Source organism: Streptomyces sp. NPDC018031 (assembly GCF_044327625.1).
Classification (GTDB): domain Bacteria; phylum Actinomycetota; class Actinomycetes; order Streptomycetales; family Streptomycetaceae; genus Streptomyces.
Map to the genome: position 1 here is coordinate 96,611 of NZ_JBIRFT010000001.1, position 25,710 is coordinate 122,320.

The 25,710-nt window shown below is 73.4% G+C and carries 26 protein-coding genes, 1 pseudogene and 1 riboswitch; of the genes and pseudogenes, 3 read left to right on the forward strand and 24 right to left on the reverse strand.

Annotated elements, in window-relative coordinates; all coding sequences use genetic code 11:
• Positions 1–5 precede the first annotated feature (5 nt).
• Together ACH4B3_RS00330 and ACH4B3_RS00335 are read left to right on the forward strand one after the other, a co-directional pair.
• Positions 6–734: an ABC transporter ATP-binding protein gene (locus ACH4B3_RS00330; protein ID WP_398460472.1), complete on the forward strand. Its 729-nt coding sequence runs from the start codon at positions 6–8 to the stop codon at positions 732–734.
• Positions 716–1,921, forward strand: coding sequence for a hypothetical protein (locus ACH4B3_RS00335; protein ID WP_398460473.1), 1,206 nt, complete (start codon positions 716–718; stop codon positions 1,919–1,921). The genes ACH4B3_RS00330 and ACH4B3_RS00335 overlap by 19 nt, the downstream gene beginning before the upstream one ends.
• 281 nt (positions 1,922–2,202) lie before the next feature.
• Here the strand turns inward: ACH4B3_RS00335 and ACH4B3_RS00340 are convergent, their stop codons facing one another.
• The 9 genes from ACH4B3_RS00340 to rpsB all read right to left on the reverse strand — a co-directional run bounded on the left by ACH4B3_RS00340 (position 2,203) and on the right by rpsB (position 12,141).
• Entirely contained in the window at positions 2,203–3,246 is a 1,044-nt protein-coding gene (locus ACH4B3_RS00340; RefSeq protein WP_398460474.1) for an ABC transporter ATP-binding protein, read from the reverse strand.
• Entirely contained in the window at positions 3,247–4,860 is a 1,614-nt protein-coding gene (locus tag ACH4B3_RS00345) for an ABC transporter permease (RefSeq protein WP_398461533.1), read from the reverse strand.
• Positions 4,861–4,931: 71 nt separating this feature from the next.
• Complete coding sequence (locus ACH4B3_RS00350) at positions 4,932–6,011, reverse strand: thiamine ABC transporter substrate binding subunit (protein WP_398460475.1); 1,080 nt, start codon at positions 6,009–6,011, stop codon at positions 4,932–4,934.
• A riboswitch (TPP riboswitch) is annotated at positions 6,007–6,111 on the reverse strand. (Overlaps the previous gene by 5 nt.)
• Before the next feature lie 75 nt (positions 6,112–6,186).
• Positions 6,187–7,299 carry a 23S rRNA (adenine(2503)-C(2))-methyltransferase RlmN gene (gene rlmN / locus ACH4B3_RS00355; protein WP_398460476.1) on the reverse strand — a complete coding sequence of 371 codons (1,113 nt, stop codon included), beginning with the start codon at positions 7,297–7,299 and terminating at the stop codon, positions 6,187–6,189.
• Between the two features lie 163 nt (positions 7,300–7,462).
• Positions 7,463–8,647 (reverse strand): phosphatidate cytidylyltransferase, encoded by a 1,185-nt coding sequence (locus ACH4B3_RS00360; protein WP_398460477.1) that lies wholly within the window; start codon positions 8,645–8,647, stop codon positions 7,463–7,465.
• Positions 8,647–9,204: a ribosome recycling factor gene (frr, locus tag ACH4B3_RS00365; RefSeq protein WP_398460478.1), complete on the reverse strand. Its 558-nt coding sequence runs from the start codon at positions 9,202–9,204 to the stop codon at positions 8,647–8,649. The genes ACH4B3_RS00360 and frr overlap by 1 nt, the downstream gene beginning before the upstream one ends.
• Positions 9,205–9,332: 128 nt before the next feature.
• Positions 9,333–10,112 carry a UMP kinase gene (gene pyrH, locus ACH4B3_RS00370; RefSeq protein ID WP_398460479.1) on the reverse strand — a complete coding sequence of 260 codons (780 nt, stop codon included), beginning with the start codon at positions 10,110–10,112 and terminating at the stop codon, positions 9,333–9,335.
• Between the two features lie 171 nt (positions 10,113–10,283).
• Positions 10,284–11,120 carry a translation elongation factor Ts gene (gene tsf, locus ACH4B3_RS00375; RefSeq protein WP_398460480.1) on the reverse strand — a complete coding sequence of 279 codons (837 nt, stop codon included), beginning with the start codon at positions 11,118–11,120 and terminating at the stop codon, positions 10,284–10,286.
• Positions 11,121–11,229: 109 nt separating this feature from the next.
• A complete protein-coding gene (gene rpsB / locus ACH4B3_RS00380) occupies positions 11,230–12,141 on the reverse strand; it encodes a 30S ribosomal protein S2 (RefSeq protein ID WP_398460481.1) in 912 nt (303 codons plus the stop codon).
• Positions 12,142–13,254: 1,113 nt separating this feature from the next.
• Between rpsB and ACH4B3_RS00385 the strand changes: the two genes are divergently transcribed.
• On the forward strand, positions 13,255–13,629 hold the full coding sequence (locus ACH4B3_RS00385; protein WP_398460482.1) for a murein hydrolase activator EnvC family protein: 375 nt from the start codon (positions 13,255–13,257) through the stop codon (positions 13,627–13,629).
• 25 nt (positions 13,630–13,654) lie between these two features.
• Here the strand turns inward: ACH4B3_RS00385 and ACH4B3_RS00390 are convergent, their stop codons facing one another.
• The 15 genes and pseudogenes from ACH4B3_RS00390 to ACH4B3_RS00460 all read right to left on the reverse strand — a co-directional run bounded on the left by ACH4B3_RS00390 (position 13,655) and on the right by ACH4B3_RS00460 (position 25,710).
• Positions 13,655–14,212 carry a TetR/AcrR family transcriptional regulator gene (locus ACH4B3_RS00390; RefSeq protein WP_398461534.1) on the reverse strand — a complete coding sequence of 186 codons (558 nt, stop codon included), beginning with the start codon at positions 14,210–14,212 and terminating at the stop codon, positions 13,655–13,657.
• Positions 14,213–14,287: 75 nt separating this feature from the next.
• Positions 14,288–15,127, reverse strand: coding sequence for an RNA polymerase sigma factor WhiG (whiG, locus tag ACH4B3_RS00395; RefSeq protein WP_398460483.1), 840 nt, complete (start codon positions 15,125–15,127; stop codon positions 14,288–14,290).
• 174 nt (positions 15,128–15,301) lie between these two features.
• The gene (gene dprA / locus ACH4B3_RS00400; protein WP_398461535.1) at positions 15,302–16,429 is read right to left on the reverse strand and encodes a DNA-processing protein DprA; all 1,128 of its coding nucleotides are present in this window, start codon (positions 16,427–16,429) and stop codon (positions 15,302–15,304) included.
• 287 nt (positions 16,430–16,716) lie between these two features.
• The gene (locus tag ACH4B3_RS00405; protein WP_398460484.1) at positions 16,717–18,336 is read right to left on the reverse strand and encodes a YifB family Mg chelatase-like AAA ATPase; all 1,620 of its coding nucleotides are present in this window, start codon (positions 18,334–18,336) and stop codon (positions 16,717–16,719) included.
• Positions 18,337–18,690: pseudogene (locus tag ACH4B3_RS00410) on the reverse strand (YraN family protein); the annotation flags it as partial. It lies immediately after the preceding gene.
• A gap of 224 nt (positions 18,691–18,914) precedes the next feature.
• Positions 18,915–19,223, reverse strand: a complete 309-nt coding sequence (locus tag ACH4B3_RS00415; protein ID WP_009714730.1) for a DUF2469 domain-containing protein — start codon at positions 19,221–19,223, stop codon at positions 18,915–18,917.
• Positions 19,224–19,262: 39 nt separating this feature from the next.
• A complete protein-coding gene (locus ACH4B3_RS00420) occupies positions 19,263–19,754 on the reverse strand; it encodes an NUDIX hydrolase (RefSeq protein WP_398460485.1) in 492 nt (163 codons plus the stop codon).
• Complete coding sequence (lepB, locus tag ACH4B3_RS00425; RefSeq protein ID WP_398460486.1) at positions 19,747–20,508, reverse strand: signal peptidase I; 762 nt, start codon at positions 20,506–20,508, stop codon at positions 19,747–19,749. The genes ACH4B3_RS00420 and lepB (ACH4B3_RS00425) overlap by 8 nt, the downstream gene beginning before the upstream one ends.
• 140 nt (positions 20,509–20,648) lie before the next feature.
• On the reverse strand, positions 20,649–21,500 hold the full coding sequence (gene lepB / locus ACH4B3_RS00430; RefSeq protein WP_398460487.1) for a signal peptidase I: 852 nt from the start codon (positions 21,498–21,500) through the stop codon (positions 20,649–20,651).
• Entirely contained in the window at positions 21,475–22,683 is a 1,209-nt protein-coding gene (gene lepB, locus ACH4B3_RS00435; protein WP_398460488.1) for a signal peptidase I, read from the reverse strand. Before lepB (ACH4B3_RS00435) ends, lepB (ACH4B3_RS00430) begins: the two co-directional genes overlap by 26 nt.
• Positions 22,676–23,434 carry a signal peptidase I gene (gene lepB / locus ACH4B3_RS00440; RefSeq protein WP_398460489.1) on the reverse strand — a complete coding sequence of 253 codons (759 nt, stop codon included), beginning with the start codon at positions 23,432–23,434 and terminating at the stop codon, positions 22,676–22,678. Before lepB (ACH4B3_RS00440) ends, lepB (ACH4B3_RS00435) begins: the two co-directional genes overlap by 8 nt.
• Before the next feature lie 45 nt (positions 23,435–23,479).
• The gene (gene rplS / locus ACH4B3_RS00445) at positions 23,480–23,830 is read right to left on the reverse strand and encodes a 50S ribosomal protein L19 (RefSeq protein ID WP_398460490.1); all 351 of its coding nucleotides are present in this window, start codon (positions 23,828–23,830) and stop codon (positions 23,480–23,482) included.
• A gap of 132 nt (positions 23,831–23,962) precedes the next feature.
• The gene (gene trmD, locus ACH4B3_RS00450; RefSeq protein ID WP_398461536.1) at positions 23,963–24,796 is read right to left on the reverse strand and encodes a tRNA (guanosine(37)-N1)-methyltransferase TrmD; all 834 of its coding nucleotides are present in this window, start codon (positions 24,794–24,796) and stop codon (positions 23,963–23,965) included.
• Positions 24,797–24,810: 14 nt separating this feature from the next.
• A complete protein-coding gene (gene rimM, locus ACH4B3_RS00455) occupies positions 24,811–25,386 on the reverse strand; it encodes a ribosome maturation factor RimM (protein WP_398460491.1) in 576 nt (191 codons plus the stop codon).
• Between the two features lie 84 nt (positions 25,387–25,470).
• Positions 25,471–25,710 (reverse strand): RNA-binding protein, encoded by a 240-nt coding sequence (locus tag ACH4B3_RS00460; RefSeq protein ID WP_362211881.1) that lies wholly within the window; start codon positions 25,708–25,710, stop codon positions 25,471–25,473.

Sequence of the window (25,710 nt, forward strand, 5' to 3'; positions counted from 1 at the left end):
TTGGCATGGTGGCTCCGCCGGACGACGACATGTTGTGGGCACACAGCGTCGCGTACGCGTACAGCGGTTCGCCCGCGCTCGAAGGCGTGTCCCTGGGCGTACGCGAGGGCGAGATGCTGGTGGTCGCCGGGCCACGCGGGTCCGGCAAGACCACCCTGCTCAACTGTCTCTCCGGCCAGCTGCTGCCGGACCGCGGCGAGGTCTGGTTCAACAGCGTGCCGGTGCACTCCCTCACCCGGCTCGGCCGGGAGCGGCTGCGCCGGGAGCAGTTCGGCTGGATCGACAGCGAGCCGCGGCTGGTGCCCGAGCTCACCGTCTGGGAGAACGTGGCCCTGCCGCTGATACTGCGGGGCACCCCCCGGCGCGCCGCGCGGACCACCGCCCGCGAGTGGCTGGAGCGGCTCGACGTCGGCGGCGAGGAGCGGCAGCGCCCCGCCGCGCTGCTCCAGGCCCAGCGGCAGCGGGTGACCATCGCCCGCGCCCTGGCCGCCACCCCCAAGGTGCTCTTCGCCGACGAGCCCACCGCCCCGCTGCACCGCGCCGACCGCGGGCAGGTGCTGCGCACCCTCACCGCGGCGGCCCGCTCGCACGGCATCACGGTGGTGCTCGCCACCCACGACAGCGAGGCCGCCCCGATGGCCGACCGCAGCGTCTCGCTGCTCGACGGGCGCCGGGTCGGCACGATCCGCGTTCCCGACGCGGAGGGCCGGGACACGTGCTCAGTCTCCGCCTAGCCCGCGGCGCCCACCCCCTCGTCCTGCTGCGGCGGCTACTGGTCACCGCGGCCTCGGCGGGCGCCTCGTTCATGCTGCTGTGCATGCTCGGCTACGCCGCCGGGCATCCGGAGGAGGCCGACGGCGCGCCCGAGCGGCTGGTGTGGTGCCTGGTGCCGCTGGCCGCCACGGTGCAGTTCGCGGTGGCGGTGGCCCGCAACGACCCCGGTACCCGCGGCGGCGGCCTGACCGCCGCCGGGTTCGGCCCCACCCGGGGCGCCCGGCTGGCCGCCGCGTCGACCGCGCTGTTCTGCGGGCTGGGCAGCGCACTGGCACTCGCGCTGTTCGCCGGGGTGCGCCGGTTCGGCGACGGGCTGCCGACCGGCAGGCTCACCGGCCACCTCGGGCGCGGCGTCCATCTGCCGCTGGGCGCGGTACTGCTGCTGCTGGCCGTGGTTCCCGCGCTGGCCGCGGTGACGAGCATGGTCGCCCTGTGGCCGCGGCGGGAGGGCGGGCGGCGACCGTGGTGGCGCCGGGACGCCGGCGCGGCTCCCCCGCCGGCCGCGGTGGCACCGCCGCCGCCCGGGGCCGCCCTGGTCCACATCGGCCTGCCGTGGGGCATCGCGCTGATCGCCGCCGGTATCGCCCTGGAGACGTACACCAGCCGGGGCCTCGGCGCGTCCGCGGCCGAACTGCTGCCGCTGCCCGGACGCTCCGTGCAGAGTCCCCCCGGGGTGATCCTGGGGTGGCTGCTGGCGGCCCTCGGGCTGCTGCTCGCCGGGCCGGGGCTGACCCAGGTGTGCGGCCGGCTGCTGGCCGCGGGGCGTCCCGGGCCGCTGCGGCTGCTGGCCGGGCGGGCGCTGGAGGACGAGGCGGTGCGGCTGGGCCGGCCGCTGGGCGCGCTGTGCGCGGTGGCCACCGGCGCCTGCGCGGTGGTCGACCTGTACGGGGGTGCGCTGCGCTCCACCGGACCGGTCGCCGGGCTCGGCGCGGCCCTGGTCATGGTGTGCGTCACGGCCACCGCGCTCACCTCCGCGCTGGAGGTCCGGGGCGCCCGCCGGGACACCGGCGGCACCCTGCTGCGGATCGGGGCGAGCAACCGGCTGCTGCGGGGAGCGGCCGCCCTGCGCGGCGGGGTGCTGCTCGCCGTCCTGGCGGCCGTCACCTGGACGGTCGCGGAGCTGCTCACCCTGCCGCTGACCGGCTGAGACGCCCGCGGGCCCGGGCGCGGCCCGGCGCCGCCCTCGCCCACCGCCGCCGCGGCGACTGCCCGCACGGCGGGAACACCGGGCGGCGGCCTGGCACGACCACTCGCCGCGGATCGTCGTCGTGGCCTGCGCCGGGTTCTCGGCGTACGGGCCGTGCCCGGGCCGGGCGACCCGCGCGTACCGGCTGCGTACCCGCCGCACCCGCGCGCGCCGCTGACCGGCCGGACGGCACGGACGCCGGCCGCCCCGCCCGGACGCTACGGGCCTCGGGCAGGTCCCGGTCAGCCCGCCGGCGCGGAGCCCGCGGGGAGCAGCACCACCTCGGCCCCGTCGAACGCGACGCCCACCCGGGTACCGGTCTCCGGCGCGTCCCGCAGCTCGCAGACGGCCTCCAGCCGGGGCGCGTTCCGCGGCCGGAGTATCAACGCCACGTGGTCGCCGCGGAAGGTGCGGCCCTCGACCTCGCAGGACAGCCCGTCCGCCTCCGGCACCAGGCGGATCCCGGCCGGGCGGACCAGCAGCCGGCACGGCCCGGCCGGCGACCCGGCGGGCACCGGCACCCTGCCCCAGGGGGTGTCGGCCGCGTCGGCCCGCACGGACGCCTCCACCACGTTGTCGAAGCCGAGGAAGCGGGCCACGAACTCCGAGGCCGGGCGCTGCCACACCTCCAGCGGGGTACCGGTCTGCGCGATCCGCCCGCCGTCCATCACCACCACCCGGTCGGCCAGCGCGAACGCCTCGCCCTGGTCGTGGGTGACGGCCAGCACCGTGGTGCCCAGCCGGTCGAAGAGCTGCCGCAGCTCCACCACCAGCCGCTCCCGCAGGCTCCGGTCGAGCTGGCCCAGCGGCTCGTCCAGCATCAGCACCTTGGGGCGGGGGGCGAGCGCCCGGGCCAGCGCCACCCGCTGCTGCTCACCGCCGGAGAGTTCGGCGACCGCCCGCCGCTGCGCGCCCGGCAGTCCCACCAGCTCCAGCAGTTCGGCGACCCGCCGGTCCCGTTCGCCGCGGCCCACCCCGCGCATCCGCAGCCCGAAGGCCACGTTGCCGGCCACGTCGCGCTGCGGGAACAGCTGGTGGTCCTGGAACATCAGCCCCACCCCGCGGCGGTGGGTGGGCACCCCGGTCTGGTCCCGGTCGCCCAGCCACACCCGTCCGGCGTCCACGCCCTGCAGCCCGGCGACCACCCGCAGCAGGGTGGACTTGCCGCTGCCGCTGGGCCCCAGCACGCACACCGTCCGGTGCTCGGCGACCGACAGGTCCACGGCGTCCAGCGCCACCCGGGTGCCGAACCGGACGGTGACCTCCTCCAGACGCAGCATCGCCATCTACAACTCCCCCGTACGGTCGGCCCGGATCCGTTCCAGCAGCAGCAGCGAGCAGGCGCACACCAGCATCAGGACCGTGCTGAGCGCCATGGCCTGCCCGTAGTTGATGTCGCCGGCCCGGCCGAGGAAGCGGGACACCGCCACCGGCAGGGTCGGGTTGTCCGGCCGGGCGATGAACACCGTGGCACCGAACTCGCCCAGCGAGACGGCGAACGCGAACCCGGCCGCGATCCCCAGCGCCCGCCCCACCAGCGGCAGGTCCACCTCGCGCCAGGCCCGCAGCGGAGAGGCGCCCAGCACCGCCGCGGCCTCCCGCAGCCGGGGGTCGACCGCACGCAGCACCGGCAGCATGGTCCGCACCACGAACGGCACGCCGACCAGGGCCTGCGCCAGCGGCACCAGGATCCAGGACGCCCGCAGGTCGAGCGGGGGTTCGTCGAGGGCGATGAGGAAGCCGAAGCCGACGGTCACCGCGGAGGTGCCCAGCGGCAGCATCAGCAGCGCGTCGAAGCCGCGGACCAGCCGTCCCGCCCGCCGGGTGAGGGCGGCGGCCGCCAGGCCGCCGACGACCAGCGCGATGACGGTGGCCACGGCGGCGTACCGGAGCGAGTTCCCGACCGCCTCGATCGGCGGCACCAGGAAGACCCCGCCGCTGTCCGCGACCGAGCCCAGGGCGCGGTAGTAGCCCAGCCAGTGGCCGTCGGGGCCGCGGAAGGAACGCTCCACCAGCACCGCGAGCGGCAGCAGGATCAGCAGCGCGATCTGCGCGAGCACCGCGCCGAGCAGCGTCCACTGCGCGGCGCCGCGCGGCCGGCGGGCGGTCCGCGCGGGGTCGACCAGCCGCAGCGCGGACTCCCGGCGCCGCACCGTCCGGGCGTGCACCGCCAGCAGCCCGGCGACGGCCGTGAACTGCACCAGGGTGAGCACCGCGGCGGTCGGCAGGTCCAGCAGCTGGGCGGTCTGCCGGTAGATCTCCACCTCCAGGGTGGCGTAGTGCGGGCCACCGAGGATCTGCACGACGCCGAAGGAGGTGAAGGTGAACAGGAAGACCATCAGCGCGGCGGCGGCCACCGCGGGCGCGAGCGCGGGCAGGGTGACCCGCCGCCAGGCGCCGAGGCGGCTCGCCCCCAGGACCCGGGCGGCCTCCTCCTGGCGGGGGTCGAGCTGGGACCACAGCCCGCCCACGGTGCGCACCACCACCGCGTAGTTGAAGAAGACGTGGGCGAGCAGGATGGCCCACACGGTGGTGTCCAGCCGCACCCCCCACAGGTCCTCCAGGAGGCCGCCGCGGCCGAGGACGGCGAGGAAGGCGGTGCCGGCGACGACGGTCGGCAGCACGAACGGCACCGTCACCACGGCGCGCAGCAGCTGCTTGCCGGGGAAGGCGAAGCGGGCGAAGACGTACGCGCCCGGCAGCGCCACCGCCAGGGTCAGCGCGGTGGAGGCGGCGGCCTGCCAGGTGGTGAACCACAGCACCTCGCGCACCGCCGGGTCGCCGAGCACCTCGCCGATCCGCGCGAAGCGCCACTCGCCGCCGGCCTTCAGGCCGCGGGCGGTGATCGCCGCGACGGGATAGGCAAAGAAGACGGCGAGGAACGCCAGCGGTACGGCCATCAGGCCGAACCGCACCGCCGCACCGCGCCGGTCGCGGCGGCGGGGCGCGGCGGCGGGTGCGGCGTCGGTCTCTACAGGACGAGGGAGGACCACGACTTGACCCACGGCTCACGGACCTTGGCGATCTTCTCCGGCGCCATGGTCCCGGGGTCGTCCGCCTCGGCGCCGAACTCGGTGAAGACCTCCGGCAGCTTCGCTCCCTCGATCACCGGGTTCACGAACATGCTGAGCGGCATGTCCTCCTGGAACCGCTTGCTGATCAGGAAGTCCAGCAGCGCCTTGCCGCCCTTCTCGTTCCGGGCGCCGTCCAGGAGCCCGGCGAACTCGGTCTGCCGGAAGCAGGTGCCGGTGGCGACGCCGGTCGGGGCCTTCGTGGGCCGCGGGTCGGCGTAGAAGACCTCGGCGGGCGGGCTGGAGGCGTAGGAGACGACCAGCGGCCGGTCGCCGCCGGCCTTCCGGCCGCTCGCCGAGCCGGAGAAGCGGACGTTGTACGCCTGGTCCCAGCCGTCGACCACCTCGACGCCGTTGGCCTTGAGCTTCTTCCAGTACTCCGGCCAGCCGTCGTCGCCGTACTCCGCGGCGGTGCCCAGCAGGAAGGCGAGGCCGGGCGAGGAGGTGGCCGGGTTCTCGGTGACCAGCAGGTTGCGGTAGGCCGGCTCGGTGAGGTCGTCGAAGGTCCGCGGCGGGGCGAGCTTGTGGTCGGCGAAGTACTTCTTGTCGTAGTTGACGCAGATCTCGCCGGTGTCGATGGGGGTGACCCGGTGCTTGCCGCGGTCCAGCTGCAGCCGCTCCGGGATGCGGTCCAGCCCCTTGGCCCGGTAGGGGGTGAACACGTCGTTGTCCAGGGCGCGGGAGAGCAGGGTGTTGTCGACGCCGAAGAAGACGTCGCCCTCCGGGTTGCCCTTGGAGAGCACCGCCTTGTTGACGGCGACGCCGGCGTCCCCGTTCTCCAGGATCCGCAGCCGGTAGCCGCTGCTCTTCTCGAATTCCTTCTGCACCTCCTCGGAGAGGGCGAAGGACTCGTGGGTGACCAGGGTGACGGTGTCCGAGGCGCCGCCGCTGTCGCCGGATTCGCCGCAGGCCGCGAGGGTACCGGCGGCGAGCGTGCCGAGGACGGCCATGCCGAGGGCACGCCGGAGGCTGGTGTTCATGGTGAGTCTGACTCCCTACGCCGGTATGACCCGGATCAGGTCCGAGGGTCTGCGGCCGTGCCGCACTCTCAGCGCTTCGCGCGCTCCCCTGTCGGAGTGTTCATTTGTGCCTGTTCATTTGTGCGAAAGCACAGTATCAGCCGGTCCGGCGGGCCCCGGCGGGCCCGCCCGCGGCTCAGCGCTCGGCGGCGGCCAGCTGGCCGCAGGCGCCGTCGATCTCCTGCCCCCGGGTGTCCCGGACGGTCACCGGCACCCCGTGCGCCTCCAGGGCCGCGACGAACGCCCGCTCGTCCTCGGGACGGGAGGCGGTCCACTTGGAGCCCGGCGTCGGGTTGAGCGGGATCAGGTTGACGTGCACCCGGCGGTTCTTCAGCAGCCGGCCCAGCAGGTCGGCCCGCCACGCCTGGTCGTTGATGTCCCTGATCAGCGCGTACTCGATGGAGACCCGCCGGCCGGACTTGGCGGCGTACTCCCAGGCCGCGTCCAGCACCTCGCGGACCTTCCAGCGGGTGTTGACCGGTACCAGGGTGTCCCGCAGCTCGTCGTCCGGCGCGTGCAGCGACACCGCGAGGCGGCACTTGAAGCCCTCGTCGGCGAACCGCAGCATCGCCGGGACCAGCCCCACCGTGGAGACGGTGATGCCGCGCTGGGACAGCCCCAGGCCGTCCGGCTCGGGGTCGGTCAGCCGGCGGATGGCGCCGATCACACGGCTGTAGTTGGCGAGCGGCTCGCCCATGCCCATGAAGACGATGTTGCTGAGCCGGGCCGGGCCGCCGGGGATCTCCCCGTCCCGCAGCGCCCGCATGCCGTCCACGATCTGGTGCACGATCTCCGCGGTCGACAGGTTGCGGTCCAGCCCGGCCTGGCCGGTGGCGCAGAACGGGCAGTTCATGCCGCAGCCCGCCTGGGAGCTGATGCACATGGTGACCCGGTCCGGGTAGCGCATCAGCACCGACTCCACCAGGGTGCCGTCGAACAGCCGCCACAGCGTCTTGCGGGTGGTGTCGTCGTCACAGGAGATGTGCCGCACCACACTCATCAGGTCGGGCAGCAGCTCACCCGCCAGCTTCTCGCGGGACGCGGCGGGGATGTCGGTCCACTGCGCCGGGTCGTGCGCGTACCGGGCGAAGTAGTGCTGCGACAGCTGCTTGGCGCGGAACGGCTTCTCGCCGATGGCGGCGACCGCCTCCCGGCGCTGGGCGGGGTCGAGGTCGGCCAGGTGGCGCGGGGGCTTCTTGGCTCCGCGCGGCGCGGCGAAAGTGAGTTCTCCCGGGGCGGGCGGGGCCATGGCGGGTACTCCTCAGTGCGACGAGGGCGTGCGATCCCCGCTGTCGCGGAGCCCGGCGTCGGTGCCGGTCCCGGAGAGCTGACGGGGCCGCCCCGCAGGTGGCGGGGCGTGGAAAGGGCCCGCCACCTGACGGAGGCGGGCCCTTCCAGGGTACCGGCGCGATTCACCCCTGCCCGACGAAGATCACCAGCAGCAGCCAGACCACCGGTGCGGTCGGCAGCAGGGAGTCCAGCCGGTCCATGATCCCGCCGTGGCCGGGCAGCAGCTTGCCCATGTCCTTGATGCCGAGGTCGCGCTTGATCATGGACTCGCCCAGGTCGCCGAGGGTGGCGCTGACCGCGACCGCGAGCCCGAGCACCAGGCCCTGCCACCAGACCCCGCCGTCGATGGCGTACTGCATGCACAGCGCGCCCGCGACCATGGCGAAGGCCACCGCGCCCAGCAGTCCCTCCCGGGTCTTGCCGGGACTGATGCGCGGCGCGAGCTTGTGCTTGCCGAAGCGCCAGCCGACGGCGTACGCCCCGGTGTCGCTGACCACGGTCAGCAGCAGGAAGGTGAGCACCCGCTGCGGCCCGTCGTCGGCGGCGAGCATCAGGGCCACGAAGGTGGCGAGGAACGGCACGTAGAAGGCGGTGAAGACGGCCGCGGTCACATCGCGGAGGTAGTTCTCCGGCGGTTCGGTCATCCGCCAGACGAGTACCGCCAGCGCGGTGAGCGCCACGGCCACCCAGGCGCCCTCCGCGCCCCGCACATAGCCGGCCACCACCATGGCGACGCCGCCGACGGCGAGCGGGACGAGCGGGACGCTGATCTCCTTGCGCTCCGCGAGCCGCGAGGTCAGCTCCCACAGGCCGACCACCACGGCCACCGCTATGACGCCGAGGAACACCGTCTTGTAGACGAAGAGCGACGCGACGATGACGGCGCCGAGTCCGACGCCGACCCCTATCGCGGCGCGCAGGTCGCGGCCCGCGCTCTTCTTCGCCGGAGCGGGCGCGGCGGCCGCGGGCGGTGGGCCGGCGGGGTCCGGACCCGGCCGGTGCCCGGCGGCGGGCCCGTCGGGGTGCTGCCGGTGGGCCGGCTCCCGGCCGCCGCGGTCCGCGGGGCCGCTCGGCCGAGCGGCCCCCCGGTCACGGTCGTCCTGGTGTCCGCCTGCGTCGGGAACGGTGGGCATGGGCCGAGTCTGCGCCGCTTCGCCCACCGTGTGCACGGGACCCGCCGAGACGGGCGGCACCTCCTGGGAGTACCTGCCGGACGGTGTCCGGTGCAGGTGCCCGAGGGGAGGCGCCTGGTCGGTCGGGCCCCGGTGTCCGGCGCGTGGCGGGGCCCCCCAGGATGGCTCGTTCATCAGACTTCGAGCAGCTCGGCTTCCTTGTGCTTGAGCAGCTCGTCCACCTGCGCCACGTACTTCGCGGTGGTGTCGTCGAGCTCCTTCTCGGCGCGGCGGCCCTCGTCCTCGCCGACCTCGCCGTCCTTCACGAGCTTGTCGATCGACTCCTTGGCCTTGCGGCGGACGCTGCGGATCGAGATCTTCGCGTCCTCGCCCTTGCCCTTGGCGACCTTGATGAACTCCTTGCGGCGCTGCTCGGTCAGCTCCGGGAAGACCACGCGGATGATGCTGCCGTCGTTGGTCGGGTTGACGCCCAGGTCCGAGTCACGGATCGCCTGCTCGATGTTGCGCAGCGCGCTCTTGTCGAACGGGGTCACCACGGCCATCCGCGGTTCCGGCACCGAGAAGGACGCCAGCTGATTGATCGGCGTCATCGCACCGTAGTAGTCCGCCACGATCTTGTTGAACATCGCCGGGTGCGCACGCCCGGTGCGGATCGCGGCGAAGTCCTCCTTGGCGACCACAACGGCCTTCTCCATCTTCTCCTCGGCCTCGAGGAGGATCTCTTCGATCACCACTTGCTCCTGGTGTTATCCGTAAGCAGAGCCTCGCCCCTGCGTGCGTCTTCTCCTGCACGGTGTCCGACCGGCAGGCCGTTGTCCATCCCCGTAACGAGCTCTCCGGCGGGCGGTGTAGCGGGGGCTCAGCCCCGGGTGCCCTGATCGCTCACGAGCGTGCCGATCTTCTCACCCTTCACCGCACGCGCGATATTGCCCTCGGCGAGCAGTTCGAAGACCAGGATCGGCAGCTTGTTGTCCCGGCAGAGGGTGATGGCGGTGGCGTCGGCGACCTTCAGGTCCCGGGCGATCACCTCGCCGTACCCCAGGGCGTCGAACTTCACCGCGTCCGGGTTGGCCTTGGGGTCGGAGTCGTAGACACCGTCCACGCCGTTCTTGCCCATCAGCAGCGCCTCGGCGTCGATCTCCAGGGCGCGCTGGGCGGCGGTGGTGTCGGTGGAGAAGTAGGGCATGCCCATACCGGCGCCGAAGATGACGACGCGGCCCTTCTCCAGGTGGCGTACGGCCCGCAGCGGGATGTAGGGCTCCGCGACCTGGCCCATGGTGATGGCGGTCTGCACGCGGGAGTCGATGCCTTCCTTCTCCAGGAAGTCCTGGAGGGCGAGGCAGTTCATGACGGTGCCCAGCATGCCCATGTAGTCCGAGCGGGCCCGGTCCATGCCGCGCTGCTGCAGCTCGGCGCCGCGGAAGAAGTTGCCGCCGCCGATGACGATGGCGATCTCGGCGCCGTCCCGGACGACTGCCGCGACCTCGCGGGCGATGGCGTGCACGACGTCGGGGTCGACGCCGAGTCCGCCGCCACCGGCGAACGCCTCTCCGGACAGCTTCAACAGGAACCTGCGGGACTTGGCTCCGTCGGCGGTCTTGTCGTCGGCGGCTCGTTTGGCGTCCGCACCCTGATTCATTGGAGATCTCCTCGTGCACATACGAAGAAGGCCACTGCCGGATGGGTCTTTGACCTCTGCGGCAATGGCCTCCTCGTCACATCTGCGGCCGACCGGTCGACGGCTATGCGTTTACGACCCTAGCGGGGCCGCACGCCACTCGCTGCCCTGGCGGGCTGAAGGCGGCTGGCCTCAGGCGCCGACGCGGATGCGCGCGAAACGCTTCAGCGAGACGCCGGCCTCGGCCAGCACCTTCTCGACGGTCTTCTTGTTGTCCTTGGCGAACGGCTGCGCCAGCAGCGTGTTCTCCTTGAAGAACCCGTTGACGCGACCCTCGACGATCTTCGGCAGGGCGGCCTCCGGCTTGCCCTCCTCCTTCGCGGTGGCCTCGGCGACGCGGCGCTCGTTCTCGATGACCTCGGCCGGGATGTCCTCACGGGAGAGGAACTTCGGCGCGAAGGCGGCGATGTGCTGCGCGACGTCCTTGGCGACCTCGGCGTTCTCCTTGTCCAGCTCGACCAGGACACCGACCTGCGGCGGCAGGTCCGGGCTGGTGCGGTGCATGTACGCGGCGACGTAGCCGCCGGAGAACTGCGCGAACCGGTCCAGGACGATCTTCTCGCCCAGGGTGGCGTTGGCCTCGTCCACGTACGCCTGGACGGTCTTGCCGGCCTCGATCTCGGAGGCGAGCAGCGCCTCCAGGTCGGCCGGGGCGGTCTTGGCGGCGTGCGCGGCCAGGGCCTCGGCGACGGCGACGAACTTGTCACCCTTGGCGACGAAGTCGGTCTCGCACTTCAGCTCCAGCAGCACGCCGGAGGTGTTGTCGTCGGCGATCAGGGAGACGACGGCACCGTTCTCGGCGGTGCGGCTCTCGCGCTTGGCCACACCCTTCTGGCCCTTGATGCGCAGCAGCTCGACGGCCTTGTCGACGTTGCCCTCGGCCTCGTCCAGCGCCTTCTTGCAGTCCATCATGCCGGCGCCGGTGAGCTCGCGGAGCTTCTTGACGTCAGCGGCGGTGAAGTTCGCCATGGTCTGTGAAATCTCTTCTCGGAGTATCGAACGTCTCGAAAGTCGATGCTCTACGGGTCGACGGCGGGGGCACCGGCCCCCGCCGTCGGCACCGCGAGGTTGGGGGGCGTCAGCCCTGCTCGGCCTCGGCGGCGGGCGCCTCAGCAGCGGCCTCGGCGGCGGGCGCGTCAGCGGCGGCCTCGGCGGCGGGCGCCTCAGCGGCGGCCTCGGCCGGCTTCTCGGCCTCGGCGGCGGGCTCGTCGGCCTTCTTCTCACCCTCGAGGAGGTCGCGCTCCCACTCGGCCAGCGGCTCGCCGGCGGCCTTCTCGCCCTTGCCCTCGGCGGCGACGCCGGAGCGGGCGATGAGGCCCTCGGCGACGGCGTCGGCGATCACACGGGTGAGCAGGGTGACGGAGCGGATGGCGTCGTCGTTGCCCGGGATCTTGTAGTCGACCTCGTCCGGGTCGCAGTTGGTGTCGAGGATCGCGACGACCGGGATGCGGAGCTTACGGGCCTCGCCGACCGCGATGTGCTCCTTCTTGGTGTCCACGATCCAGACGGCGCTGGGCACCTTCTGCATCTCGCGGATACCGCCGAGGGTCTTCTCCAGCTTGGCCTTCTCGCGCGAGAGGACCAGGAGCTCCTTCTTGGTGAGGCCGGAGGCGGCCACGTCCTCGAAGTCGATCTGCTCGAGCTCCTTCAGGCGCTGCAGGCGCTTGTAGACGGTCGAGAAGTTGGTGAGCATGCCGCCCAGCCAGCGCTGGTTGACGTACGGCATCCCGACGCGGGTCGCCTGCTCGGCGATGGCCTCCTGGGCCTGCTTCTTGGTGCCGACGAACATGATGGAGCCGCCGTGCGCGACGGTCTCCTTGACGAACTCGTAGGCGCGGTCGATGTACGACAGCGACTGGAGCAGGTCGATGATGTAGATGCCGTTGCGCTCGGTGAAGATGAAGCGCTTCATCTTCGGGTTCCAGCGGCGGGTCTGGTGCCCGAAGTGGACGCCGCTCTCCAGCAGCTCCCGCATCGTGACGACGGCCATGGCCGTACTCCTTGAGGTACTCGGTTCCGCGGTGGCCGGGCGGCCGCCGCGCCTGACGCCCCTGCGCGTCTGCCACGGGAAGCCTGATGAGGGACCTTCCGAGGACCGAGGGACACGGCCACCGCGCTGCCTGAACGGGCTGACGCAACGGTGACGGGGCGTGCGAAGTCGACCCGGTGACCCGGATCGCCATAAGAAGTGTACGGGACCCGTGCGGCGCCGGGTGACGGCGATGTCCACAACCCGGGAGTAGTCCACAGATCCCGGACAAGATCTCCGCGTGTCGTCACCGTGCGTCACCATCAGCTCATGCGATGCCACCGTACGCAAGGACCCTACCGACCGGACCCGCCCCGGCCCCTCACCCCACCGGGCCGGGGACGCACCCCCCGGAGCCGGGGACGCGCCGCACCGGCGGCGGCACCCCGCCGCGCGCGCACACTGCCGCTCCTGCTTCTCACCGCACCCCTGCTCGCGCTGATCGCACTGCCGCTCGCGCTGATCGCACCGGCCGCCCTGGCCGGCCCGGGAGCGCCCCGCGGACCGGCCGGCACCGCTGACACCGCCGCGCCGGGGCCGGTCCGAATCGCCACGGCCGGGGCGGGCACCGGCCCCGGCGGCGTCCCGGCGGCGAGGAACCCGGCGGAGCGGGCGGGCCCGGCTCGGCCGGGCGCCGGCGCGGCACGTGAGCGGGCACGCTCCGGCGCGTACCCCCGAGAACGAGCACGCTCCGGCACGAACCTGGAAAAACGGGCACGCCCCGGCGCGGACCCGGAAGAACGGGCACGCCCCGGCGCGGACCCGTCCGGGCGGAGCCGGGAGATCGGTGACGGGCGGGCCGGGCCGGGCGGGGCCCCGGGCGGCGGCCCCGGGGGACGGGGGCAGCCGGACGGTGACCCCGGACAGCCGGACGCGGACCCGGGACGGGGCAGCCGGGCGGTGGTCGGTGGCGGGCGGGCCGGGCCGGGCGGGAGCCCCGGAGGACGCGCACGACCGGGCTCGGACCCTGGCGCCCGGGCCTGGCCGGTCACCGGCGCGGCGGGGGCGGCGCGGCCGGTGGTGGTCCGCGGCTGGGAACCACCGCCGCACCCCTGGGCGGCGGGGCATCGCGGCGTGGATCTGGCCGGCCGCCCGGGGCAGCCGGTCCACGCCGCGGCGGCCGGGCGGGTGGTGTTCGCCGGGCCGGTGGCCGGGCGCGGGGTGATCTCGATCGAACTCGCCGGGACCGGCTCCCCGCCGCTGCGGACCACCTACGAACCGGTGCGGGCCTCGGTCGGGGAAGGGGACGAGGTGTCCGCCGGGCAGGTGGTGGGCGTGCTGGCGGCGGGGCCCTCCCACTGTGCGGGCGGGTGTCTGCACTGGGGGCTGCGGCGCGCGGACCGCTACCTCGATCCACTGACCCTGCTGCCGCCGTGGATGCTCCGGTCGGGAGCCTCCCGGCTGCTGCCGGTCTTCGGCGTCCCGCTGCCGGCGGCCGGCGGGCGGTGAGCGCCCGGCCCCCGCCGGTGGCCGGTCAGCCGCGCACGCCGCGCAGCGCCATGGCGACCGCCGCCTCGGTGATGTGCTGCGGGTCCTCCGCGGCGCCCAGTTCGATACGGCGCACCGCGGCGTCCACCACGCCCTGGAGCAGCATGGCGGCCAGTCGCGGCTGCTGGTGACCCAGGTGGCCGAGCGCCTCGACGACCATGGCGATCAGGCCGCCGTGCGCCGCCCGGATCTTCTCCCGGGCCCCGGCGTCCAGCTCCCCCGCGGAGATCGCCACCACGGCGCGGTGGCGCCGGTCGCCGACGAGGGCGAGCTGCTGTCGCACATACGCCTCGATCTTCCCCTCCGGCGTGTCGGCCCGCTCCATGGCGGCCTCCACCTCGGCGGCCCAGACCGGGAAGTCGACGGCGCACAGCTCCTCGACCACCGCCGCCCGGGAGCGGAAGTACTCGTAGACGGAGGATCGTGCGAGACCGGTCCGCTCGGCGAGGGCGGGGAAGGTCAGCGCCTCCGTACCACCCTCGGACAGCAGGGATCGGGCGGCGTCCAGCAGGGCGCCGCGCTGCATCGTCCGGTGCTCGGCCACTGAGGCCGCTCGAATCCTGGGCACACGCCCACTGTACGAAAGGGGCCGCGGGGAAAGCGATGCCGGAGGGACGATTCAGCGTCCGGCGTCGGCGAGTTTCGCCCGGAGCTGGAGCACCGACTTGGTGTGGATCTGGCTCACCCGGCTCTCGGTGACCCCCAGGACGTGCCCGATCTCCGCGAGGGTGAGGCCCTCGTAGTAATAGAGGGTGACGACCGTCTTCTCCCGGTCAGGGAGGGTGTTGATCGCCCGGGCGAGCAGCCTGCGCAGCTCACGGTCCTCGGCCACCTCCACCGGGTTGTCGGCGGCGGTGTCCTCCAGGGTGTCCATGAGGCTCAGCCGCTCGCCGCTCTCACCACCGACGTGCAGCAGCTCCTCCAGGGCGACCACGTTCGCCAGCGACAACTGGCTGAAAACGCCGTGCAGTTCCTCCAGGGCGATGTTCATCTCGGCGGCCACCTCCGTCTCCGTGGGGGTGCGGCGCAGCGCCGCCTCCAAGGTGGCGTACGCACGCTCCACCTCGCGGGCCTTCTGCCGGACCGACCGGGGGATCCAGTCCAGGGCCCGCAGCTCGTCGATCATGGCCCCGCGGATCCGGGTGATGGCGTAGGTCTCGAACTTGACGGCTCGTTCCGGCTCGAACTTCTCGATGGCGTCGATGAGCCCGAACACCCCGGACGACACGAAGTCCGCCTGCTCCACGTTGGACGGCAGCCCGACGCTGACCCGGCCCGCGACGTACTTGACCAGGGGCGAGTAGTGCAGGATCAGCTGCTCCCGCAGCCGCTCGTCACCCGTGGTCTTGTACGACCGCCACAGCTCGTCGAGGGAGGAGGGGGCGGCGGGGCGCACGGTGCCGCCCTCGGCGCCGGCAGTCACTGCCGTGCGGTCAGACCCGGAGGTGTGCTGGGGCATTCGTCGCCTTGAGCCGTTCTGCTGTGAGGTATGAGGGACGGACGAGCGGGCACGCCCCGGTGGGCCGCCTGGCCGACACCGTGTGACGCAGGCGTCGCGGCGAGCGAGACATGAACGTTCGGTGATGCGAGGTTTCCGTCATCATCTCAACCCTTTCACCCGATTGCTCCAAATCTATGGATCGCCTCGCCGTATGACACCGTTCCTGCCGTCCCCGGACGCCAACCGCCAGGATTCGCCAGCCCGTTCGACGAAACCCAGGGCGAGCAGCTCATGGAGTCGCCGCAGTGCCTCGTCGCGGCTGGTACCGGCGTCCCGGGCCACCTCCCGCGCTTCGCTGCCGCCCTGTGCCGACAACGCGTCCAGCACGCGTGCCGTCACGGGAGGGAGCGCGTCACGTGCGACGAGCGGTCCCCGGCGCGCCGGTGCGAGCTCCCCGATCCCACCGATCATTTCGGCCACTTCCGCCGCATCGGTCACCAGGACGCCCTCGCCCCGCAGCAGTTCGTGCACCCCGGCGGAGAGCGCGCTGGTCGCCGGCCCCGGCACCCCCATGGTGGCCCGCCCCAGCGCCATCGCCCGACGGGCGGTGACCAGCGATCCGCTGCGGTACTGCGCCTCCACCACGACCGTGCCCCGGGTCAGCGCGGCGATGACCCTGTTCCGCAGCACGAAGCGGAAGCGGGTCGGATGGCTGCCGGGCGGCAGCTCCGTGACCACCAGTCCCTGCTCCGCCATGCGCTGGATCAGCGCGCTGTGCGCGCGCGGATAGGGGGTGTCGACACCGGAGGCGAGCACCGCGATGGTCGCGCCCCCGGCGGCCAGGGCGCCGCGGTGGGCCGCGGCGTCCACCCCGTGCGCGGCGCCGGAGACCACGACCCAGCCCCGCTCGGCGAGACCGGCCGCGAGTGTGGAGGCCATGTGGGTGCCGTAGTCCGTACAGGCCCGGGCTCCCACCAGGGCGACCGAGCGCAGCGCCCACAGCCGCAGCGACGCCGTCCCCCTGACCCACAGCCCGATCGGCCGGCCGTCCTCCAGGTCGTCCAGCTGCCGGGGCCAGTCCAGGTCGCCCGGGCAGACGAACCGCCCGCCGAGGCGTGCGACGGCGGCCAGGTCGGCGGCGGGGTCCAGCCGCTCGGCCCGGAGCGCGCAGCCGGCCAGCCGCTCGGTGGAGGCCCCGGGCGGGGGCGCGGCCGCCCCGGTCAGGGCCCGGTGCAGTCGCACCGGCCCCAGCCCGCGCAGCCAGCGGCCCACGACCGCGTCGCCCGGTTCCACGAGCCGGGTGAGCGCGGCCCGTGCCATCCGCTCCTCCGGGCTCACCCCGCCCCCTTCGGCTCCCCCGGCTCCCCCAGCTTCCCCGGCTCCCCGCAAGGCCGCGTCGCCGGCCGGTGCGGGTGCGGCGGCGAGGTCCGGCACCGGGCCCGCGGCGGGATCCGCGCCGGAGTCCGGAGCCGGCACCGGCCACGGCGCCGGGCCGACTGGTGGCTCCGGCGCCGGGGGCGGTCCGGCGGCGCCCGGGGCGGGCCGCGCGCCGGGTCCCGGGGCGGCCCGCGGGCCGGCCGGCGGCCGCGGGTCAGGCCGGTGCGGGCTCACCGCTCCCCCACCCCGGCCGGCCTGCCGCGGACGACCCCGGTGCGCAGTTGCAGGGCCCGGGCCACGTCGTCCGTGGTGGGCCGGTCGTGTCCGGCGAGGTCGGCGACGGTCCAGGCGACCCGCAGCACCCGGTCCAGGCCGCGGGCCGTGAGCAGTCCGCACTCCAGGTCCCGTTCCGCCTGGCAGAGCGCTCCCGGCTCCGCGTGCCAGCGGGTGCGCAGCTCGTGCCCGGGCACCTCGCCGTTGGTGGCCCAGGGGGTGCCCGCGAACCTGCTCCGGGCTCGGTCCCGTGCCTCCCGGACCCGGGCCGCGACCGCCGCGGTGCTCTCCGCGCCGGCGGTCGGCGCGGTCAGCTCCGTCCGGGTCACCGGAGAGACCTGGACCCGGAGGTCGATCCGGTCCAGCAGCGGCCCGGAGAGCCGTCCCTGGTAGCGGCGGACGGCCATGGGGGTGCAGTCGCAGCCCTCGCCCGGCCGGGCGTGCCGGCCGCAGGGACACGGGTTGGCGGCCAGCAGGAGGAGGAAACGCGCGGGCATCCGCATCATCCCGGCGGACCTGGCGACCAGGACGTGTCCCGATTCCAGCGGCTGGCGCAGCGCGTCCAGCGCCCGCCCGCCGAACTCGGGAGCCTCGTCCAGGAACAGCACGCCGCGGTGTGCCAGGGAGACCGCGCCGGGTCTCGGCAGCCCGTTGCCTCCCCCGACGAGCGCGGCCATGGTGGCCGAGTGGTGGGGGGCGCAGTACGGCGGGGTGTCGATCAGCGGCTTGCCCGGCGGGAGCACCCCGGCCACCGAGTGCACCGCGGTGACCTCCAGCGCCTCCTTCTGGGTGAGCGGGGGCAGCAGCCCCGGGAGGCGCTCGGCGAGCATGGTCTTCCCGGCCCCGGGCGGTCCCATGAACAGCAGGTGGTGGCCGCCGGCCGCGGCCACTTCCAGCGCCGTCCGGGCGGCGCGCTGCCCGGCGACCTCGGCCATGTCCGGCTGCCGTGCCGAGGGCCCGGAGAGGGCCGGTAGCCCGGTGCCCGCGCCGGTTCCGGGCACCATGAGACCGGCCAGCATGGCGTCCGGGCGGCCTTCCTCCGGAGGCTCCTCCTCCGGCACCGGACCGTCGGTCAGCACCGCGATGAGCTGCCGGAGGCTGCGTACGCCGAGCACCGACACCCCGGGGACCAGGGACGCCTCGGCGGCGGTCTGCTCCGGGACCACGACCTGGCGGTACCCCGCTTCGGCGGCGGCCAGCACCGCGGGCAGCACCCCACGCACCGGACGCACCCGGCCGTCCAGCCCCAGTTCGCCGATCATCATCAGATGGGCCAGTTCGCGCGGGTCGATGCGCTCCGCAGCGCCGAGTACCGCGCAGGCCACGGCCAGGTCGAAGCCGCTGCCGCCCTTGGGTACGGAGGCCGGGCTGAGCCCGACGGTGAGCTTCTTCTGCGGCCACTCGGCGCCGGAGTTGACGACCGCGGCGCGGACCCGGTCACGGCTCTCCACCAGGCTCTTGTCGGGCAGTCCGACCAGGGTGAAGGCGGCGACGCCCGGTTCCAGGTCGGCCTGGACCTCGACCACCACGCCTTCGACGCCGACCAGCGCCACCGAGCAGGTGCGGGCGAAGGCCATTCACGCCACCCCCCGCACGTGCTCCACGATCGGGGCGCCGCGGGCGGGCAGCACCACGGCGACCACGTCGATGCGGACCCCGCCCGGCGGGGGCGCGTCCTGCCGCTCCAGCCAGCGTTCGGCGAGTCTGCGCAGCCGCTCGGTCTTCCGCGGCGTCACCGCGGCCATCGGGTGCTCGAAGGGGCCGGCCCTGCGGGTCTTCACCTCGCAGACGACGAGCGCGTCGCCGTCCCTGGCGAGGATGTCGATCTCACCGGCGCGGCATCGCCAGTTCCGCGCCAGGACGACCATGCCGGCCTGGGTCAGCCTGCGGGCCGCCAGGCCCTCGCCGTACCGACCCAGCGCCAGGCGCGCGGTGCGCGCACGGGGTGCGGGCGCGGATTCGCAGAACCCGGCGGACCGGGCGGGCGGGGCCGCGACGGGAGCCGAGGACCGGGGCGACCGGGACGACGGGAAGAACCGGGAAGACGGGGAAGACTGCGGCATCGGTACCACCTCCGGCACCGACTGTGACGCCTTCCGGCAGAGCCCGTGGATCTTGGTCGTGATCCGTGGACAACGTCCCGGTTGTGGATAACTCAGCCACCCGGAAGGTCGAGGTCGCTCTTGTTGAGCTCCTCGATGTTGACGTCCTTGAAGGTCAGCACCCGCACCTGCTTGACGAAGCGGGCCGGCCGGTACATGTCCCACACCCAGGCGTCCGCCATGGAGACCTCGAAGAACACCTCGCCCTGGACCGAGTGCACCTGCATCTCGTAGTCGTTGGTCAGGTAGAAGCGCCGTTCGGTCTCGATCACGTATTTGAACAGCCCGACGACGTCGCGGTACTCCCGGTAGAGCTTCAGCTCCATCTCGGTCTCGTACTTTTCGAGGTCCTCGGCGCTCATGGCATGTTCCCCTTCAGCCGTGCGTCCCCCCATTGTGCGTCAGACACGCTCGGTCTCCAGGACAACCGGGGTGACCGGTGGGCCGTCCTCGAGCAGCGTACGCAGCAGTGCGGCGAGCCTGGTCGGGTACACGGTCTCATGAGTGGCGGCCAGTTCCTCCCATGTCCACCAGCGGGAACCGGTCACACTGCGCAGCTCCAGTTCGGTGAGTCCCGCCGGGCGCGTCACCGTTTGTCGCGTCCGCCCCAGGAAGTACCACTCGTCCTGATCCCAGCGTCGGCCGGCGAACGGGAACGAGCAGATCCGGCGCCACAGCACCGGGCCCAGGTCGACCTCGGTGATCCCGGTCTCCTCGGCCAGCTCCCGGCGCGCCGCCTGCTCCCGGGTCTCCTCGCCCTCCAGCCCGCCGCCCGGGGTGAACCACCAGGTGGACGCCGGGTCGGCCGGCTCGCGGCCGTGCAGCAGCAGCACCCGGTCCCGGGGGTCCAGCAGGACCACCCGGGCGACCTTCCGGAGTTCCGGCTCAGCCATGGACGGCCTCCTCCGCCGGGCGCTCGGGCCGGCGGGCGCGCCGCCGCCCGGCGAGGCCGGCGATCGGCCCGTAGGCCGCGCCGCCGAGGATGAGCACCGCGCCGGCCACCACCGCGATGGTGAGCGGGCGCAGCGGGCCGGGCTCGGAGGTGCCGCCGGGCAGCTGGGCGAAGCCGCCGGCCCGGTCCAGCATCCCCAGGTCGCCGAGCGGCCAGGCGGTGGCGTCCACCCGGGCGCTCACCGCGTCCCGGGACACCGCGCCGTTGCCCTGGTCGGTGAGGTGCTTCCGGGAGTCCAGGGAGTCGCTGCGGTGGTCGCCGAGGAGGAAGAGCTTGCCGGCCGGCACGGTGGCGCTGAACTCGGTGGGCGAGGCGGGGGCACCCTCGGGCAGATACGGTTCCTCGATCGGCGTGCCGTTGACCGTCAGCTTCCCCTGCCGGTCGCAGCAGGCCACGGTGTCACCGTCCACCCCGACCACCCGCTTGATCATCGGCAGGTCTCCCCAGACCTTGTCCTTGAACACCACGACGTCGCCGCGGCGGACCTCGTCGCCGTCTATTCGCTCCGCCAGCACCCGGGTGCCCTGGTCGATGGTGGGCGCCATCGAATGGCTGGGGACGGCGTACGGCCGGTAGAGCAGGGCCGCCCAGGCGAAGCCGCCGAGGAAGAGCACACAGCCGACGGCCACGGCCACTCCGGACAGTCTCCTGCCGGTGCGGCCGTGGCCGTCGTCCGTACGCCGCGCTCCGCTCATCGCCGTGCTCCCGCCTCGCGAGGGGATGTCCCCGGGGAGATCCCGGTGGGGGATCTCCCCGGTTGGAGGTCTCGCGTAGAAGATCCGATTCCATGCCCCGGGGCATGGAATCGCACCCTACCCGGCGGTCACCGGGCGCGTCAGCTCTCCTGCCGCGCGGTGGCCTTCCTGGTCATCCTGGCGCGCCGCCACAGCACGATGGGCAGCGCGCCCGCCAGGCCGAGGGCCGAGGGGCCCACCGCCGCCGCGGCGCTCAGCCCCGGCTGGTCGAACGTGCCGGGCACCGAGAGGGTCGACCAGCGGTCGATCGGCCAGGCGACGACGATCGCCCGTCCCACGACCTCGTCCACCGGGACGGTGCCCTGCTCGATGTTCTGGTGGTACCGCGAGTCCAGCGAGTCGTCGCGGTTGTCGCCCATCACCCACAGCCGGTCGTCGGGGATCTTCACCGGGCCGAAGGGCCGGTCGTCGCAGGGGGTGTCGCCGGACTGGATGTAGGGCTCGTCCAGCGCCTTGCCGTTGACCTTGACCGGGCCGCCCTTCTGGCACTCCACCGTGTCGCCGCCGACCGCGATGACCCGCTTGATCAGGTCCTTCTCCTCGGCGGACGGCATCAGCCCGATGAAGCTGAGCGCCTTCTGGATGCCCTCGATCACCGGGCCGGAGTCGCTCTCGGGGGCTTCCTTCAGCCAGCCGCCCGGGTCGTGGAAGACGACGACCTCGCCGCGCTCGGGTTCGGAGCCGAACCAGGGCGTGAGCTTGTCGACGAGCACCCGGTCGCCGCGGAGCAGCGTGTTGTTCATGGAGTTGGACGGGATCGAGAACGCCTGCACCAGGAACGTCTTGATCAGCAGCGCCAGCACCAGGGCGATGCCGATCAGCAGCGGCAGTTCCTTCCAGAAGGAGCGCGGTTTCCCCTTCGGCCGCCCCTTGCCGTCGCCGTCCTCGCCGGGGCCGTCGGCACCGTCACCGTCGCCGTCCCTGCCTTCCACGGAGGACGAGCCGCCGGAGCCGGGCGCCGCGGCTTCCCTCGGGGACTCGGAGGGGGTCTCGGCCCCCGGCGCCTGGGCCCGGTCGTCCGCCCCGGCCGCGGACGGCTCGGGGTCGGGCGCCTTGTCCACCGGCGTCTCCCCCGTCGTCCTGGGCCGTTCCTCGGATTCGTCGTGACCGGATCGTGCGCCGACCGCCAAATCCCCCACATCCACTCCTCACGCCGCTCTGCCGCCCGCGCCAGGAACGACGCAGGCCCACCACTCCCATAACGAGCGGGAGTTCCGCAGGGGTCGGGAGCTGGACCAATCCTTGCTGATCCACGGGGGAAAGCCTATGCGCCGAGCCGTCCGCCTGGGGCTTGCTCGTCGGCGCGTCCCGCACCGAAGCATAAGTTCCCGGCTCTTCCAGCCGGCGCCAGTGGCCGAACGGCCATGCGATCACCACCGCCCGGCCGACCACCAGGTCTTCCGGAATGGTGCCCTTGCCCTCCTCGTCCAGGTGGTAGCGGGAGTCCGCGGAGTCCTCCCGGTGGTCGCCCATCACGAAGATGCGTCCCCGGGGGACCTTCACCTCGAACTCGATCTTCGAGGGGTCGTTGCCCGGGTGCAGGTACGGCTCGTCGAGCGGGGTGCCGTTCACCGTGACCCGGCCGTCCTTGCCGCAGCACCGGACGGTGTCCCCGCCGATCGCGACCACCCGCTTGATCAGGTCCTGCTCGTCCGCGGAGGGCAGCAGCCCGATGAAGGTGAGGAACTGCTTGGCCTGCTTGACCCCGACCATGTCGTCGTTCTTCGGCTTCTCGTCGTCCGGCAGCCAGCCGCCGGGGTCCTTGAAGACCACCACGTCCCCGCGCTCGGGCTTGGCCCCGAACCAGGGTGTGAGCTTGTCCACCAGCACCCGGTCGCCGATCTTGATGGTCTGCTCCATCGAGCCGGAGGGGATCACGAACGCCTGGACCAGGAAGGTCTTGAGGACCAGCGCGATCAGCAGCGCCACGCCTATCAGGACCGGGATCTCCTTGACGACCGAACGCCGCCGCCGGCGCTTGATGCGTTTGAGCGCCTTGCGCCGCTCGGCCCGCCCGCCGGTGGCCCGCTGCGCCGGCTCCTCGGCCCCGTCCGCGGCCGGATCGGGTTCACCGGCCCGGTGGTGTCCGTGCCGGGGACGCCCGCGGCTACCCATGGCCGCCGTCCGGCTCCGGGATCCGGTCGAACTCCGCCGGCCGGTCCACCGAGGTCAGCCGGCCCAGCGGCCAGCCGATCCAGTCGGCCCGGCCGATCACCCTGTCGACCGGGACGGTGCCGCCGCCCGGGGCGCCGAGGAAGTCCCGGGAGTCCCGGGAGTCGCTGCGGTGGTCCCCCATCACCCACAGCCTGCCCTCCGGCACGACGACGTCGAACGGCACCCGCGAGGGCGCGTCCCCCGGGTACAGGTAGCTCTCGTCCACCGCTCGGCCGTTCACCTCGATCCTCCCCCGCTCGTCGCAGCAGGTGACCCGGTCACCGCCGATGCCCACGACACGCTTGATGTACTCGGTCCCGGCCGGTTCGACCAGCCCCAGAGCCGCCCCCGCCTCGCGCAGCAGCCCGGTGACCGGGTTCTCCGACGGTGCCTCTTGGACGAAGGAACCCGTGCCGTCGAACACCACCACGTCGCCGCGGCGCGGCTCATCCCCGAAACGGTACGCCAGCTTGTTCACCAGCACCCGGTCCCCGGGGCGCAAAGTGTTCTCCATGGACGCGCTGGGGATCTGGAACGGCTGGACGACGTAGGCGCTGAGCAGCATCACCACGGTGCAGCAGACCACGGCGACCACCGCGTACGGCCGCCGGCGCCGCCAACGCGAAGAGCGCGGCCGCTCCCCGGGACCCTCGTCGGGTCGCGGGGAGCGGTCGCGCTCGTCAAGCTCGCTGAGCTCTGCCTCGGTGTCCATGGGCCTGTGAGCCTATCCGGCCCGGCCCACGGCGCGGGAAGCAGCTCAGTTCTCGCGCTTCTCCTTGATCTTCGCGGCCTTGCCGCGCAGCTCACGGAGGTAGTACAGCTTCGCACGGCGCACGTCACCGCGGGTGACGACCTCGATCTTCTCGACGATCGGGGTGTGCACCGGGAAGGTGCGCTCGACGCCGACGCTGAAGCTGACCTTGCGGACCGTGAAGGTCTCGCGGACGCCCGAGCCCTGGCGGCGGATCACGACGCCCTTGAACTGCTGCACACGGGAGCGGTTGCCCTCGATGACGCGGACGTGGACGTTGACCGTGTCGCCGGGGCGGAAGGCCGGGACGTCGCTGCGCAGCGACGCGGCGTCGACGTTGTCGAGCAGGTGAGACATGAGTGTCTGCTTTCCTCGCTGATGCCACAGGTCATCAGCGGTATGTCGTAAGGAGATGTTCGGATGCCGCTTCGCCGGGCGGACGTCGTCTCCCCCTGTGGCAGGGGCGCACGCCGGACGTACAGCAGCGGCCTATTCTTCCACGACCCCGGCCGGGCGCCCAAATCGGCCGTCCGGCCGCTCCTGCCAGCCGAGCTCGGCGAGCAGCGCGCGGTCGTGCTTGTCGAGCGCGGCCGGGTCGCACCGCTCGATCAGGTCCGGCCGGTTGCGGGCGGTGCGCCGGAACGCCTCGTCCCGCCGCCACCGGGCGATCCGGCCGTGGTGTCCGCTGACCAGCACCTCGGGGATGCCCCGGCCGCGCCACTCGGGCGGCTTGGTGTAGACCGGCCCCTCCAGCAGATCGGCCATGGCTCCGGGGGCGAACGAGTCGTCGCGGTGCGACTCGGCATTGCCCAGCACGCCGGGCAGCAGCCGGGCGACCGCCTCGGTGATCACCAGCACCGCGGCCTCGCCGCCGGCCAGCACGTAGTCGCCGATGGAGACCTCGTACACGTCGAGGTGCTCGCCGTACTCCTCGATCACCCGGCGGTCGATGCCCTCGTAGCGGGCGGGCGCGAAGATCAGCCACGGCCGGGCGGCGAGTTCGACGGCGTGCCTCTGGGTGAAGGGCACACCGCTCGGCGTGGGTACCACCAGCACCGGCCGCGCGGCCGGGTCGGCGGGCTCGTCCCGCGGGCCGGAGGCGATGATCTCGTCCAGCGCCTCGCCCCAGGGCCCGGGCTTCATGACCATGCCGGGGCCGCCGCCGTACGGGGTGTCGTCGACGGTGTTGTGCCGGTCGTGCGTCCACTGCCGCAGGTCGTGCACCCGCACGTCGAGCTGGCCGCGGGCGCGCGCCTTGCCGACCAGCGAGACGTTGAGCGGCTCCAGGTACTCGGGGAAGATCGTCACCACGTCCACCCGCATGCGGCCCTGCTCCATCAGGACTCGTCCCGGTCGCCGGTCCGCGGTTCCCCGGCGTCCCGGGCGCCGGCGATCTCCGCCTGGCTCTCGTCGAACAGCCCCGGCGGCGGGGCGACGACCGCGCGCTGCGCCTCCAGGTCGATCTCCGGAACGATCTCGGAGACGAACGGCACCATGACCTCCTGCCCGTCGGGCCGCCTGACGACCAGCAGGTCCTGGTACGGGAGGTGGGCGATCTCGGCGATGCGGCCGAGCTCGGTGCCGTCGGTCGTCACGACGTCGAGGTCGATCAGCTGGTGGTCGTAGAACTCCTCGGGGTCCTCGGGGACCTCCTCGGGGTCGACCTCGGCGATGAGCAGGACGTTCCGCAGCGCCTCGGCGGCGGTGCGGTCCGGCACGCCGGCGAAGCGCAGCAGCAGCCGGCCGCTGTGCACCCGGCCGGTCTCGATGGTCAGCGGTCCGGCCGACGGAGGGTCGGTGGCGAGGACCGCGCCCGGCGCGAGCCGCTGTTCCGGCTCGTCGGTGCGCACCTCGACGGTGACCTCGCCCTTGATGCCGTGGGCCCGGCCGATCCGGGCGACTACCAGCTGCACTGTCTTCCCGTTCCTTGTCAGCACACGGGCCGGGGAGGGACACCAGCCCTCCCCGGCCCGTGCCGGTGCTCTATCTCTCGCTCTTCAGCGAACCTGGTCCACGTCGACGAGGTCGACGCGGATACCGCGGCCGCCGATGGCGCCCACGACGGTGCGCAGCGCTCGGGCGGTGCGGCCGTTACGGCCGATCACCTTGCCGAGGTCGTCGGGGTGGACCCGGACCTCCAGCACCCTGCCGCGCCGCAGGTCGCGCGAGGCGACCTGCACCTCGTCGGGGTTGTCGACGATGCCCTTCACCAGGTGCTCGAGGGCCTCCTCGAGCAT